The sequence below is a fragment of the Streptomyces chlorus genome (assembly GCF_042655885.1).
GTDB lineage: Bacteria > Actinomycetota > Actinomycetes > Streptomycetales > Streptomycetaceae > Streptomyces > Streptomyces chlorus.
In genome coordinates, this window is the sequence record NZ_JBHSOA010000009.1 from 270,246 (window position 1) to 283,477 (window position 13,232).

A 13,232-nucleotide genomic window follows, 5' to 3' on the forward strand; every position below is an offset into this window, starting at 1 on the left:
TCCAGGTTAGCTCTACCTATCGGCACACAGAAACCGGAGAAGTAGTGCCTACGATCCAGCAGCTGGTCCGGAAGGGCCGGCAAGACAAGGTCGAGAAGAACAAGACGCCCGCACTCGAGGGTTCCCCTCAGCGTCGTGGCGTCTGCACGCGTGTGTTCACGACCACCCCGAAGAAGCCGAACTCGGCCCTGCGCAAGGTCGCGCGTGTGCGTCTGACCAGCGGTATCGAGGTCACTGCTTACATTCCGGGTGAGGGACACAACCTGCAGGAGCACTCCATCGTGCTCGTGCGCGGCGGCCGTGTGAAGGACCTGCCGGGTGTTCGCTACAAGATCATCCGTGGTTCGCTCGACACCCAGGGTGTCAAGAACCGCAAGCAGGCCCGCAGCCGCTACGGCGCCAAGAAGGAGAAGTAAGAATGCCTCGTAAGGGCCCTGCCCCGAAGCGCCCGGTCATCATCGACCCGGTCTACGGTTCTCCTCTTGTCACGTCGCTCATCAACAAGGTGCTGATGAACGGTAAGCGCTCCACCGCCGAGCGCATCGTCTACGGCGCCATGGAGGGCCTTCGCGAGAAGACCGGCAACGACCCGGTCATCACGCTGAAGCGCGCTCTCGAGAACATCAAGCCGACCCTCGAGGTCAAGTCCCGCCGCGTCGGTGGCGCCACCTACCAGGTGCCGATCGAGGTCAAGCCCGGCCGTGCCAACACCCTGGCGCTGCGCTGGCTGGTGGGTTACTCCCGCGCCCGTCGCGAGAAGACCATGACCGAGCGTCTGCTCAACGAACTCCTCGACGCCAGCAACGGCCTCGGTGCCGCGGTGAAGAAGCGCGAGGACACGCACAAGATGGCCGAGTCCAACAAGGCCTTCGCGCACTACCGCTGGTAGTCGCTACCCACATCGAGACCGAGAGAAGACCGAAGCCTTATGGCTACTACTTCACTTGACCTGGCCCATGTCCGCAACATCGGGATCATGGCCCACATCGACGCGGGCAAGACGACCACCACCGAGCGGATCCTGTTCTACACCGGCGTGTCGTACAAGATCGGCGAGACCCACGAGGGTTCCGCCACGATGGACTGGATGGAGCAGGAGCAGGAGCGTGGCATCACGATCACCTCTGCTGCGACCACCTGTCACTGGCCGCTCGAGGACAACGACTACACGATCAACATCATCGACACCCCGGGGCACGTCGACTTCACCGTAGAGGTGGAGCGTTCCCTGCGAGTGCTCGACGGTGCCGTGACCGTGTTCGACGGTGTCGCCGGTGTCGAGCCGCAGTCCGAGACGGTGTGGCGTCAGGCCGACCGTTACGGCGTGCCGCGTATCTGCTTCGTCAACAAGCTTGACCGTACCGGCGCGGAGTTCCACCGCTGCGTCGACATGATCAAGGACCGCCTGGGTGCGCAGCCGCTGGTCATGCAGCTGCCGATCGGCGCCGAGGCCGACTTCACGGGCGTCGTGGACCTGGTCCGCATGAAGGCGTTCGTGTGGTCCGCCGAGGCCGCCAAGGGCGAGATGTACGACGTCGTCGACATCCCGGCCACGCACGCCGAGGCCGCCGAGGAGTGGCGCGGCAAGCTGATCGAGGCCGTCGCGGAGAACGACGAAGAGATCATGGAGCTGTACCTGGAGGGCCAGGAGCCCACCGAGGAGCAGCTGCACGCCGCGATCCGTCGTATCACCATCGCGTCCGGCAAGTCCGACGAGATCACGGTCACCCCGGTGTTCTGTGGCACCGCGTTCAAGAACAAGGGCGTTCAGCCCCTGCTCGACGCGGTCGTGCGCTACCTCCCGACCCCGCTCGACATCGAGGCCATCGAGGGCCACGACGTCAAGGACCCCGCGGTCGTGGTCAAGCGCAAGCCGTCCGAGGACGAGCCGCTGTCGGCCCTCGCGTTCAAGATCGCGAGCGACCCGCACCTCGGCAAGCTCACCTACGTCCGGGTCTACTCGGGCCGCCTGGAGTCCGGCACCGCCGTGCTGAACTCCGTCAAGGGCAAGAAGGAGCGCATCGGCAAGATCTACCGCATGCACGCGAACAAGCGTGAGGAGATCGCGTCGGTGGGCGCCGGTGACATCGTCGCCGTCATGGGCCTGAAGCAGACCACCACCGGTGAGACGCTGTCCGACGACAAGCAGCCGGTGATCCTGGAGTCCATGGACTTCCCGGCGCCGGTCATCCAGGTCGCCATCGAGCCCAAGTCGAAGGGCGACCAGGAGAAGCTGGGCGTCGCGATCCAGCGTCTGGCCGAGGAGGACCCGTCCTTCCAGGTCCACTCGGACGAGGAGACCGGCCAGACCATCATCGGTGGTATGGGCGAGCTGCACCTCGAGGTGCTGGTCGACCGTATGCGCCGTGAGTTCAAGGTCGAGGCCAACGTCGGTAAGCCGCAGGTCGCCTACCGTGAGACGATCCGCAAGGCCGTCGAGCGCGTGGACTACACCCACAAGAAGCAGACCGGTGGTACCGGTCAGTTCGCCAAGGTGCAGATCGCGATCGAGCCCATCGAGGGCGGCGACACCTCGTACGAGTTCGTGAACAAGGTGACCGGTGGCCGTATCCCGAAGGAGTACATTCCTTCGGTGGACGCCGGCGCGCAGGAGGCCATGCAGTTCGGTATCCTCGCCGGCTACGAGATGACGGGCGTGCGCGTCACGCTCATCGACGGTGGCTACCACGAGGTGGACTCCTCCGAGCTCGCGTTCAAGATCGCCGGTTCGCAGGCCTTCAAGGAGGCCGCGCGCAAGGCTTCGCCCGTGCTCCTCGAACCGATGATGGCCGTCGAGGTCACCACGCCCGAGGACTACATGGGTGAGGTCATCGGCGACATCAACTCCCGCCGTGGCCAGATCCAGGCCATGGACGAGCGCGCGGGTGCTCGTGTCGTGAAGGGGCTCGTGCCCCTGTCGGAGATGTTCGGCTACGTCGGGGACCTCCGCAGCAAGACGTCGGGTCGCGCAAGCTACTCGATGCAGTTCGACTCCTACGCCGAGGTTCCGCGGAACGTCGCCGAGGAGATCATCGCGAAGGCCAAGGGCGAGTAACGGTCTCCGTTCACACGCTTTAGGCTTGACCCCGGAGCCTGCTTGGGGCATTTCACCGAGAACCGGTGGAATGCCCCCGGCCCCGGGCTTTCCAGCAAAGATCACCTGGCGCCGATGAGTAAGGCGTACAGAACCACTCCACAGGAGGACCCCAGTGGCGAAGGCGAAGTTCGAGCGGACTAAGCCGCACGTCAACATCGGCACCATCGGTCACATCGACCACGGTAAGACGACCCTCACGGCCGCCATTACCAAGGTGCTGCACGACGCGTACCCCGACCTGAACGAGGCCTCGGCCTTCGACATGATCGACAAGGCGCCCGAAGAGCGCCAGCGTGGTATCACGATCTCGATCTCGCACGTCGAGTACCAGACCGAGTCGCGTCACTACGCCCACGTCGACTGCCCTGGTCACGCGGACTACATCAAGAACATGATCACGGGTGCGGCGCAGATGGACGGCGCCATCCTCGTGGTCGCCGCCACCGACGGCCCGATGCCGCAGACCAAGGAGCACGTGCTCCTGGCCCGCCAGGTCGGCGTGCCGTACATCGTTGTCGCCCTGAACAAGGCCGACATGGTGGACGACGAGGAGATCCTGGAGCTCGTCGAGCTCGAGGTCCGCGAGCTGCTCTCCGAGTACGAGTTCCCGGGCGACGACCTGCCGGTCGTCAAGGTCTCGGCGCTCAAGGCCCTTGAGGGCGACAAGGAGTGGGGTCAGACCGTCCTCGACCTGATGAAGGCCGTCGACGAGAACATCCCGCAGCCCGAGCGTGACATCGACAAGCCGTTCCTCATGCCGGTCGAGGACGTCTTCACGATCACCGGTCGCGGTACGGTCGTCACCGGCCGTATCGAGCGTGGTGTCCTGAAGGTCAACGAGACCGTCGACATCATCGGTATCAAGCAGGACAAGACCACCACCACGGTCACCGGTATCGAGATGTTCCGCAAGCTGCTCGACGAGGGCCAGGCCGGTGAGAACGTCGGTCTGCTGCTCCGCGGCATCAAGCGCGAGGACGTCGAGCGCGGCCAGGTCATCATCAAGCCTGGCTCGGTCACCCCGCACACCGAGTTCGAGGCCCAGGCCTACATCCTGTCGAAGGACGAGGGTGGCCGTCACACCCCCTTCTTCAACAACTACCGCCCGCAGTTCTACTTCCGTACGACGGACGTGACCGGCGTCGTGACCCTCCCCGAGGGCACCGAGATGGTCATGCCGGGTGACAACACCGAGATGAAGGTGGAGCTCATCCAGCCCATCGCCATGGAAGAGGGCCTGAAGTTCGCCATCCGTGAGGGTGGCCGGACCGTGGGCGCCGGCCAGGTCACCAAGATCAACAAGTAGGCTCCGGCTGCTTGCTGATCCGACCTGGTAGCTCCACCGCGAGCACCTGAGAGGGCCCGCACGACTTCGGTCGTGCGGGCCCTTTCGTGTCTCGGGCGGACGCGCGGGTGGGCCGAGGACCGGGAGCGTGTCATCGGATGCCGTGACCTGGGCACACTGGATGTCTGGTTCACCCGGGCGACGGCCGCTTCCTCATGTTCCAGGATCATGGATGACGGGCTGATGGCAGGGCCCGGCGGTGGCGTCGGAGCACGGCGGACCGCTCAAGTCTCCAGTGGGAGCGAAGGCTGTTCCGCAGCCGGCCCCAGGGACGTGTACGCGGTGGCACGCGCGATGCCGACGGCGTCCAGGCGTTGTCTGAACCGGGACGTTGTCCCCGAGGCCGGGGCGCATGCGGAGCAGGGTCTCGGGGTCCTCGAAGTGGACGTCGTAGGCGGGGGCGTTCTTGGCCGTGCCCGTCTTCACCTTGACCCAGCCGCTCTCCCGCAGTTCGGTGATACGGCCGGAGATGGTGATCTCCTGGTCGCGGGGCCGGGTGTCGCGGAGACGTTCGACGTACTGCCGGCCGCGTTCGCCGAGCCGGGCGCTGCGCATGCCTCCGCCAGTATCCGGCCGGCACACCGCATCCCGTTCCCGCACAGCAGCGCCTCGGACCCGTCCGGGGTCGGCGGCCCCGGCGCTGCGGGCGGGATCGTCGGTGGTCAGGGTGGAACGGGTCACCTCCGTCACCACCCAGGGGCGGTTGCGCACGGTCACCAGCCGGCCGGGGCGACGGGCGCCGCGCCGTCGGCCGGGCGCGTCAGGTCGGCGCCGCCGTCGGCCGCCGCGTCGGCGGTGTCATCGGTTCCCGGCCCCGTTTTCCCGTCCCGCCCCGATCAGCGACTACCCCACATGGGGGCAGCACCGTCACGAAAGCCTGAGGGGCGGTGTGGGAGATGTGGGCAGGTATGACAAAGGGGGTACCTGAACCCGGTCAGCTGTCCCGCGCTCTGTACGAAGGGTCTCGAATAGCGGACATTCCTGCGGGGCCCTTGGCCTTCCGCTTAACACATGAGTAACACTGAAGGGTCGACTGCCGTACCGAGGGCTCCCCGGGCAGTCGCCGTCCCCGCGCGAGGCAATGGCGCCGCGCGCCCATCACCGGGCCCGTTCCGGTGTCAGCCGCGCCAGAAAGGGACCCCGTGACCTCACGACCCGACCGCACCACAACGCTCGCCCACCTGCATGCCGAGATCGTGCGCCGCAACCCGGCCGAACCCGAGTTCCACCAGGCCGCACGCGAGGTGCTGGACAGCCTCGGGCCGGCGCTCGCGGCGCGCTCCGAGTACCGGGACCCGGGGCTCGTCGAGCGGCTGATCGAGCCGGAGCGGCAGATCATCTTCCGGGTGCCGTGGCAGGACGACCAGGGTTGTGTCCACGTCAACCGCGGATTCCGGATCGAATACAACAGCGCCCTGGGCCCGTACAAGGGTGGCCTGCGCTTCCACCCCTCCGTGAACCTGGGGATCGTCAAGTTCCTCGGCTTCGAGCAGGTCTTCAAGAACGCGCTGACCGGGCTCGGTATCGGCGGCGGCAAGGGTGGCAGCGACTTCGACCCGCAGGGGCGCAGCGACGCGGAGGTCATGCGCTTCTGCCAGTCCTTCATGACGGAGCTGTACCGGCACATCGGCGAGTACACCGACGTCCCCGCGGGTGACATCGGTGTCGGCGCGCGCGAGATCGGCTACCTGTTCGGCCAGTACCGGCGGATCACCAACCGCTGGGAGGGCGGCGTCCTCACCGGCAAGCGTGCCGGCTGGGGCGGCTCGCTGATCCGGCCGGAGGCGACCGGGTACGGCAACGTGCTGTTCGCCGAGGCGATGCTGCGCGAGCGCGGTGAGGACCTCGAGGGCCAGACCGCGGTCGTCTCCGGCTCCGGGAACGTCGCGATCCACACCATCCAGAAGCTGATAGCGCTCGGCGCCAACCCGGTGACCTGCTCCGACTCCAGCGGCTACGTCGTCGACGAGAAGGGCATCGACCTGGGGCTGCTGTGTCAGGTCAAGGAGGTCGAGCGCGGCCGGGTGAGCACGTACGCCGAGCGGCGCGGCTCCTCCGCGCGGTTCGTGCCCGGCGGGCGGGTCTGGGAGGTCCCGGCCGACATCGCCCTGCCGTCGGCCACGCAGAACGAGCTGGACGAGGACGCGGCCGCCACGCTCATCCGCAACGGCGTGAAGGCCGTCTCGGAGGGCGCGAACATGCCCACGACACCGAAGGCCGTGCAGCTCCTCCAGCGGGCCGGAGTCGCCTTCGGTCCCGGCAAGGCGGCGAACGCGGGCGGGGTCGCGGTCAGCGCCCTGGAGATGACGCAGAACGCGTCGCGTACGACGTGGAAGGCCGACCAGGTCGAGAACGAGCTGGCCCGCATCATGACCGACATCCACCGAACCTGCGCCGAGACCGCCGAGCGCTACGGCGCCCCCGGCGACTACGTCACGGGCGCGAACATCGCCGGATTCGAGCGGGTCGCGGACGCGGTTCTGGCGCAGGGCGTCATCTGACGGTGCCGAGCGGGGAGAACCGAGGGCCCGGGCCCTCCCCGGATGCTGTGGGCGCATCCGGGGGACCCGGGGCATGAGCCCGCCGACCGTGACACTTTCCGGGAATGTGTCACGGTTCGCAGCCGGAGTACTCGTGCCGTCGGTACGGGCTCGCGAGGCCCGGAACGCCGGGCCGAATCGACCAACAGCGTCCTTCCCCGCTCAGGGCCCCAGGTCCTCCCCGCTCGGGCCTGACCCCAACCCGCTCGGCGGGGGATTGCCCCACATGGCCCTGGTGTCCGCACGGCCCGGCCGTGGAGAATCGGAGCCATGCAGAAGCTCTCCCTCGACGTCCTCGCCCGCGAACACCTGGAACGCGCTGCCGCCGCCTCCACCGGCCGCAGCGCGAGCACGGTGTACGGCGGCCACGAGCACACGCTGCGCCAGACCCTCCTCGCGCTGACCTCCGGCACCTCCCTCGCCGAGCACGAGAACCCGGGCGAGGCGACCCTGCTGGTGCTGCGCGGCCGGGTCCGCCTCACCAGCGGCGACACCGCGTGGGAGGGCCAGGCCGGCGACCTGCTCGTCATCCCGCCGGCCCGGCACGCCCTGGAGGCCCTGGAGGACGCGGCCGCGCTCCTCACCGTCGCCAAGCCGAACTGAGAGAACCGGTCGACGCGAACGAGGACCGGATCCCCCGCCACGAAGCCGCGCCGAACAATGGGACGATGCCGGCGCAGACAGTCGAACCGTGAACGGGGGAGTGCGGCGTCGTGGCCCGTTATATGGAGGCACTGACCGTCGAGCGGGGCGGTTTCCGGATCAAGGTGCCGGAGTCCTGGTGGGAGTTCGACGTCCGGCCGGAGTCGCGGGACGACTCCATCCACCGGATGGTCACCGAACGCCTGCGCCGGCACCCGGAGTTGGAGCCGCACCGGGACACATGCACCACGTTCCTGCGGAAGGCCGCTGCGGACGCCTGGAAGTCGGGCGCGCTGTACTGCGGTTGCATGGCCGAGAGCTTCGGCGGGGACACCCCGATCACCGGCTCGGTGACGGTGTCCCTGGTCGGCGGCCGTACGGGCAAGGGCGACCCGCTTCCCACCGACCCGGCCGCCATCACCGCCCAACTCGCCGTCAAGGAAGCCAAGAAGCCGGGTGACTCCTGGCGCAAGGTGACCACCGTCGACATCCCGGGCGTCGGCCCGGCCGCCCGGACGTACGGCATCGAGGACATTCCCGTACCCGGCGACGAACTCCACCGGACCATCCGCGCGGTGCTGACGCAGACCTTCATCCCGGTCCCCGGCCAGGAGGGCAAGGTCGCCCTGGTGGCCGGCAGCGGCCAGGTCCTCGACCTCGCGGACCCCTTCTTCGACATCTTCGACGCGATCACGTCGACGTTCCGCTTCACCGACTGAGCCACGCGTCCCGCGCAGCCTTCCGCTCGAACTGCCGTTCCTTGTAAGTCCACGTGTGCATACGGTGGTTGATGATGTGCGCGTGACGGGGGTTGCGGGATGGCGGGCCACAGGCCGAGTGACTGGCATGTCCTGGACCTGGACAAGGACCCCACGCCCGGTGACCCGGAGCGGGTGTGCAGGCTCGCCAAGGTGCTGCACGACTTCGCCGACGACGTCTCCGAGGCACTGCGCCTGGTGAAGGGCATGGCCGGCGAAGGGACGCTGGCGGAGTGGGCCGGGCAAGTCGGCGACCGTGTTCAAGGAGGAGTTCTCCGGGGTTCCGAAGAACCTCAAAAAGCTGGAGAAGTCGTACGGGATGTGCGGTGACGCGCTCGCCGCCTACTGGCCGAAGCGGGCGCAGGCGCAGGCGCAGGCGCTGGCGGACAGGGCGCTGGCCCAGGGCCCGCGAGGCCCGCGCCGATCTGCTCTCGGCCCAGTCCCGGCTGTCCTCGGCCGAATCGTGGGTGGGCCGGGCGTCGAAGGAGGCCGACCAGTACAAGGACGACCCCACCGGCTCCAAGTCGGACGCGGACAAGCCGGACGAGGCCAAGGTAAGGGCGGCGACCCGGGACGCGCGCAACGCGGAGTCCGCCGAGACCTCGGCCCGCTCGGACGTCTCGGACGCGCAGGACGCGCTGGCCGCGGCGAAGAAGATGGCCGCGGACGCGCGCACGATGCGCGAGGAGGCCGCCCGCGACGCCAAGAGCAAGATCGACGAGGCCTCGGACGCCGGTATGCAGAACCGGTCCGTGTGGGGGGAGATCGGTGACTGGTTCACCGACAACTGGGACACCATCGTCGCCGTCCGTAAGGTCGTCGTCGCGGTCGTCGGTATCGTCGCGATGATCATCGGAGGCCCGATCCTCGGCGCGATCGTGCTGATCGCCGCCCTCGTGGTCCTCGCGGACACGCTCTACAAATATTCCAAGGGGCAGGCGTCCCTGTGGGACGTGGGGCTGGCCGTCGAGTACCGGGACGGAAGCGCTGCCGCGCACTACCGCGCCAGGGTCGATGTGCCGTCCGATCAAGGGGGGAGTGAGATCGTCGAGCCCGTGCTGCTCGGATGGGCGGCGGGGCGTGCGGGCTGGCGCCCCCGGCTCCCGTGGACGCGGTGGGATGCGACGCGGGAGTGCCCGTGGGACGAGAACTCCACGATCGACGAGGAATGACCCTGAGAGCCGGCTGGAAAAGGAGAGGCGTCAGTGCCGGTCCGGGCGCCGACGGAGCAGCAGTGGATGATCATGTCCTCGGCCGCCCGACGCCATCCCGTCCACCGGGACTCCATCGAGGCGGCCCACGAGGCGATTGATCTCGGGTCAGTGCTCCCACGGCGGCCTCGAACACGCGAGTGGTTCGTTGCCCGCTCTACCCCTGGGAGGGAACGCGCCGGCAGGCGCAGCATGTGATCGCCGCAGAGCCCGGTCCGCGTGGCAAGGGAGGAGCAAGAGGCGGGGTGGGGCCGACCCTTTGCGGAGCCTGGTTTGGTCCGCGTCACCCCCGGGGTATTCTCTCCGGCCCGATTGGCCAGGCCGCTCCCCGCTGTGGCAGACTAGCGGGGTTGCTCGGTCGAGTGCCGATGCTGCGCGCCTCCCGTCGGGAGGACCGGAAGCGAGTCCCACAGTACTCGTCGTCCCACGCGATACATCGAGAGATGTAGGGGCGGACGTACGGGAATCTTTCGGGAAGCGTCAGCGGGGTGCCGGCCAGGCGCCCGGTGGGCCTCTCGCCCCCGCCCGCGGTTCCGGAAGGGCCCGCACTCCCACGCAGGGAAGTTCCGAAAAGGGACATTCATGTCGACGGGAGCGCGACACGCCCGACCGCGTGGGTCGGAGGAGGGGAGGGTGAGTGACAGAGCAGGCAAACCATCGGGTTCCGGAGCGTTACTAGAGACAGGACTACGAAGTAGCCATGGCGGGACAGAAGATCCGCATCCGGCTCAAGGCCTACGACCACGAGGTCATCGATTCCTCGGCGAAGAAGATCGTCGAGACGGTGACACGTACTGGTGCGTCGGTCGCGGGCCCGGTGCCGCTGCCCACTGAGAAGAACGTGTACTGCGTCATCAAGTCGCCGCACAAGTACAAGGACTCGCGCGAGCACTTCGAGATGCGCACGCACAAGCGCCTCATCGACATCCTCGACCCGACCCCCAAGACCGTTGACTCCCTGATGCGACTCGACCTCCCGGCCGGTGTCGACATCGAGATCAAGCTCTGAGGGCCGGTGATCTGAGAGATGACCAAGCAGATCAAGGGCATCCTGGGCGAGAAGCTCGGCATGACGCAGGTGTGGGACGAGAACAACCGCGTTGTTCCCGTCACCGTCCTCAAGGCCGGGCCCAATGTCGTCACCCAGGTCCGTACGAACGACGCCGACGGCTACGAGTCCGTCCAGATCGCGTTCGGTGAGATCGACCCGCGCAAGGTGAACAAGCCCCTCAAGGGCCACTTCGCCAAGGCCGACGTCACCCCCCGTCGTCACCTCGTCGAGATCCGCACCGCGGACGCCTCCGAGTACACGCTGGGCCAGGAAGTCACTGCCGAGGTGTTCGAGGCCGGCGTGAAGGTCGACGTCACCGCGAAGAGCAAGGGCAAGGGCTTCAGTGGCGTCATGAAGCGCCACAACTTCAAGGGCAACAACTCCTCGCACGGTGCCAAGCGTGTGCACCGCATGCCCGGTTCCATCGGCGGCTGCGCCACCCCGGGTCGTGTGTTCAAGGGCCAGCGCATGGCGGGCCGCATGGGCAACGAGCGGGTCACCACCCAGAACCTGACCGTCCACGCCGTTGACGCGGAGAAGGGTCTGCTGCTCATCAAGGGCGCGGTTCCCGGTCCGAACGGCGGCCTCGTCCTGGTCCGCACTGCGGCCAAGGGGGCCTGAGGTAACCGATGAGCACTGTTGACATCCTTTCGCCTGCCGGCGAGAAGACCGGAAGCGTCGAGCTCCCCACGGAGATCTTCGGCGTGGAGAAGATCAGCATCCCGCTGATCCACCAGGTCGTCGTCGCGCAGAACGCCGCTGCCCGCCAGGGCACGCACAAGACCAAGCGTCGCGGTGAAGTCCGTGGTGGCGGCAAGAAGCCGTACCGCCAGAAGGGCACCGGCCGCGCCCGTCAGGGCTCGACCCGTGCGCCGCAGTTCGTCGGCGGTGGCGTCGTCCACGGCCCGCAGCCGCGCGACTACTCGCAGCGGACCCCGAAGAAGATGAAGGCCGCGGCCCTGCGCCACGCCCTCACCGACCGGGCCCGCCACGACCGCATTCACGTCGTCACCGGCGTGATCGAGGGCGAGACCCCCTCCACGAAGGCCGCCCGGTCGCTGTTCGGCAAGATCTCGGAGCGCAAGAGCCTGCTCCTGGTCGTCGACCGCGCCGACGAGGCCGCGTGGCTGTCCGCCCGCAACCTGCCCCAGGTCCACATCCTGGAGCCGGGCCAGCTGAACACGTACGACGTTCTCGTCTCGGACGACGTGGTCTTCACCAAGACCGCTTTCGAGTCCTTCGTCGCCGGCCCGAACAAGGCCAACGACAACGAAGGGAGCGAGGTCTGATGGCAGTCCGTCACCCCTCCATCGCCTCCAAGGCGGCGAAGAAGGCCAAGGCCGCGCGCGTCGCCAAGGCACACCGCCACGCCACCGAGGGCAAGAACACCGTCGTCACCCCGGCGAGCAAGGCGTACACGGACCCCCGTGACGTCCTGATCAAGCCGGTCGTGTCGGAGAAGAGCTACGCGCTCATCGACGAGAACAAGTACACGTTCATCGTCGCTCCGGGCTCCAACAAGACGGAGATCAAGGAAGCCGTGCAGGCGGTCTTCTCGGTCAAGGTCACCGGGGTCAACACGATCAACCGCCAGGGCAAGCGCAAGCGCACCCGCACCGGCTTCGGCCAGCGCGCGGGCACCAAGCGCGCGATCGTGACCCTTGCCGAGGGCGACCGTATCGACATCTTCGGCGGTCCGACCTCCTGACGGAGGTTCGGATCGTCCGGAATCGGACGAGGACTGAGAAATGGGAATCCGCAAGTACAAGCCGACTACGCCGGGCCGTCGTGGCTCCAGCGTCGCCGACTTCGTCGAGGTCACGCGGTCCACGCCGGAGAAGTCGCTGGTCCGCCCGCTGCACAGCAAGGGCGGCCGTAACAACTCAGGTCGTGTGACCGTTCGCCACCAGGGTGGCGGACACAAGCGCGCCTACCGCGTGATCGACTTCCGTCGTCACGACAAGGACGGCGTGCCGGCGAAGGTCGCGCACATCGAGTACGACCCCAACCGCACCGCGCGCATCGCGCTGCTGCACTACGCCGACGGCGAGAAGCGCTACATCCTCGCCCCGCGCAACCTGCAGCAGGGTGACCGCGTCGAGAACGGTCCCGGGGCCGACATCAAGCCGGGCAACAACCTCGCCCTGCGCAACATCCCGGTCGGTACGACGCTGCACGCCATCGAGCTGCGTCCCGGCGGCGGCGCCAAGTTCGCCCGCTCCGCGGGCGCCTCGGTGCAGCTGCTCGCGAAGGAGGGCTCGATGGCCCACCTGCGCATGCCGTCCGGAGAGATCCGCCTGGTCGACCAGCGCTGCCGCGCCACCGTCGGTGAGGTCGGTAACGCCGAGCAGAGCAACATCAACTGGGGCAAGGCCGGGCGCAAGCGCTGGCTGGGCGTCCGCCCGAGCGTGCGTGGTGTGGTCATGAACCCGGTGGACCACCCGCACGGTGGTGGTGAAGGCCGTACCTCCGGTGGTCGCCACCCGGTGTCCCCGTGGGGTCAGAAGGAAGGCCGTACTCGTTCGCCCAAGAAGGCGTCGAACAAGTACATCGTCCGCCGCCGCAAGACGAACAAGAAGCGCTAGGAG

The 13,232-nt window shown here is 67.8% G+C and carries 15 protein-coding genes; 14 read left to right on the forward strand and 1 reads right to left on the reverse strand.

The window, feature by feature from the left end; translation table 11 throughout:
- The first annotated feature begins 44 nt into the window (after positions 1–44).
- The 4 genes from rpsL (at position 45) to tuf (ending at position 4,403) form a co-directional block, all read left to right on the forward strand.
- Positions 45–416 (forward strand): 30S ribosomal protein S12, encoded by a 372-nt coding sequence (rpsL, locus tag ACFPZI_RS05610; protein ID WP_003948652.1) that lies wholly within the window; start codon positions 45–47, stop codon positions 414–416.
- 2 nt (positions 417–418) lie between these two features.
- Positions 419–889, forward strand: coding sequence for a 30S ribosomal protein S7 (rpsG, locus tag ACFPZI_RS05615; RefSeq protein ID WP_055597737.1), 471 nt, complete (start codon positions 419–421; stop codon positions 887–889).
- 39 nt (positions 890–928) lie between these two features.
- The gene (gene fusA / locus ACFPZI_RS05620) at positions 929–3,055 is read left to right on the forward strand and encodes an elongation factor G (RefSeq protein ID WP_381358967.1); all 2,127 of its coding nucleotides are present in this window, start codon (positions 929–931) and stop codon (positions 3,053–3,055) included.
- Between the two features lie 154 nt (positions 3,056–3,209).
- Positions 3,210–4,403, forward strand: coding sequence for an elongation factor Tu (gene tuf / locus ACFPZI_RS05625; RefSeq protein WP_381358969.1), 1,194 nt, complete (start codon positions 3,210–3,212; stop codon positions 4,401–4,403).
- 192 nt (positions 4,404–4,595) lie between these two features.
- On the opposite strand, the gene ACFPZI_RS05630 is transcribed toward tuf, so the two are convergent.
- Entirely contained in the window at positions 4,596–5,123 is a 528-nt protein-coding gene (locus tag ACFPZI_RS05630) for a hypothetical protein (protein WP_381358972.1), read from the reverse strand.
- 461 nt (positions 5,124–5,584) lie between these two features.
- Between ACFPZI_RS05630 and gdhA the strand changes: the two genes are divergently transcribed.
- The 10 genes from gdhA to rplB all read left to right on the forward strand — a co-directional run bounded on the left by gdhA (position 5,585) and on the right by rplB (position 13,229).
- Complete coding sequence (gdhA, locus tag ACFPZI_RS05635; protein WP_381358974.1) at positions 5,585–6,943, forward strand: NADP-specific glutamate dehydrogenase; 1,359 nt, start codon at positions 5,585–5,587, stop codon at positions 6,941–6,943.
- Between the two features lie 309 nt (positions 6,944–7,252).
- Positions 7,253–7,585 carry a cupin domain-containing protein gene (locus ACFPZI_RS05640; RefSeq protein WP_381358976.1) on the forward strand — a complete coding sequence of 111 codons (333 nt, stop codon included), beginning with the start codon at positions 7,253–7,255 and terminating at the stop codon, positions 7,583–7,585.
- A gap of 110 nt (positions 7,586–7,695) precedes the next feature.
- Positions 7,696–8,343, forward strand: a complete 648-nt coding sequence (locus ACFPZI_RS05645) for a hypothetical protein (protein WP_381358979.1) — start codon at positions 7,696–7,698, stop codon at positions 8,341–8,343.
- Positions 8,344–8,442: 99 nt separating this feature from the next.
- Complete coding sequence (locus tag ACFPZI_RS05650; protein WP_381358981.1) at positions 8,443–8,712, forward strand: hypothetical protein; 270 nt, start codon at positions 8,443–8,445, stop codon at positions 8,710–8,712.
- On the forward strand, positions 8,709–9,554 hold the full coding sequence (locus ACFPZI_RS05655) for a hypothetical protein (RefSeq protein ID WP_381358984.1): 846 nt from the start codon (positions 8,709–8,711) through the stop codon (positions 9,552–9,554). Before ACFPZI_RS05650 ends, ACFPZI_RS05655 begins: the two co-directional genes overlap by 4 nt.
- A 739-nt stretch (positions 9,555–10,293) precedes the next feature.
- The gene (rpsJ, locus tag ACFPZI_RS05660; protein ID WP_003948644.1) at positions 10,294–10,602 is read left to right on the forward strand and encodes a 30S ribosomal protein S10; all 309 of its coding nucleotides are present in this window, start codon (positions 10,294–10,296) and stop codon (positions 10,600–10,602) included.
- An 18-nt stretch (positions 10,603–10,620) separates the two neighbouring features.
- Entirely contained in the window at positions 10,621–11,265 is a 645-nt protein-coding gene (gene rplC / locus ACFPZI_RS05665; protein ID WP_326754270.1) for a 50S ribosomal protein L3, read from the forward strand.
- Positions 11,266–11,273: 8 nt separating this feature from the next.
- The gene (rplD, locus tag ACFPZI_RS05670; protein WP_381358986.1) at positions 11,274–11,933 is read left to right on the forward strand and encodes a 50S ribosomal protein L4; all 660 of its coding nucleotides are present in this window, start codon (positions 11,274–11,276) and stop codon (positions 11,931–11,933) included.
- Complete coding sequence (gene rplW / locus ACFPZI_RS05675; protein ID WP_326754271.1) at positions 11,933–12,352, forward strand: 50S ribosomal protein L23; 420 nt, start codon at positions 11,933–11,935, stop codon at positions 12,350–12,352. The genes rplD and rplW overlap by 1 nt, the downstream gene beginning before the upstream one ends.
- Positions 12,353–12,392: 40 nt before the next feature.
- Positions 12,393–13,229, forward strand: coding sequence for a 50S ribosomal protein L2 (gene rplB, locus ACFPZI_RS05680; RefSeq protein ID WP_381358989.1), 837 nt, complete (start codon positions 12,393–12,395; stop codon positions 13,227–13,229).
- The last annotated feature ends 3 nt before the right edge of the window (positions 13,230–13,232 follow it).

Bases quoted from the DNA above. Each gene is read 5' to 3' on its own strand.
- rpsG (WP_055597737.1), top strand. From the start codon at position 419: ATGCCTCGTAAGGGCCCTGCCCCGAAGCGCCCGGTCATCATCGACCCG.
- fusA (WP_381358967.1), top strand. From the start codon at position 929: ATGGCTACTACTTCACTTGACCTGGCCCATGTCCGCAACATCGGGATC.
- ACFPZI_RS05640 (WP_381358976.1), top strand. From the start codon at position 7,253: ATGCAGAAGCTCTCCCTCGACGTCCTCGCCCGCGAACACCTGGAACGC.
- ACFPZI_RS05650 (WP_381358981.1), top strand. From the start codon at position 8,443: ATGGCGGGCCACAGGCCGAGTGACTGGCATGTCCTGGACCTGGACAAG.
- rpsJ (WP_003948644.1), top strand. From the start codon at position 10,294: ATGGCGGGACAGAAGATCCGCATCCGGCTCAAGGCCTACGACCACGAG.
- rplC (WP_326754270.1), top strand. From the start codon at position 10,621: ATGACCAAGCAGATCAAGGGCATCCTGGGCGAGAAGCTCGGCATGACG.
- rplD (WP_381358986.1), top strand. From the start codon at position 11,274: ATGAGCACTGTTGACATCCTTTCGCCTGCCGGCGAGAAGACCGGAAGC.
- rplW (WP_326754271.1), top strand. From the start codon at position 11,933: ATGGCAGTCCGTCACCCCTCCATCGCCTCCAAGGCGGCGAAGAAGGCC.
- rplB (WP_381358989.1), top strand. From the start codon at position 12,393: ATGGGAATCCGCAAGTACAAGCCGACTACGCCGGGCCGTCGTGGCTCC.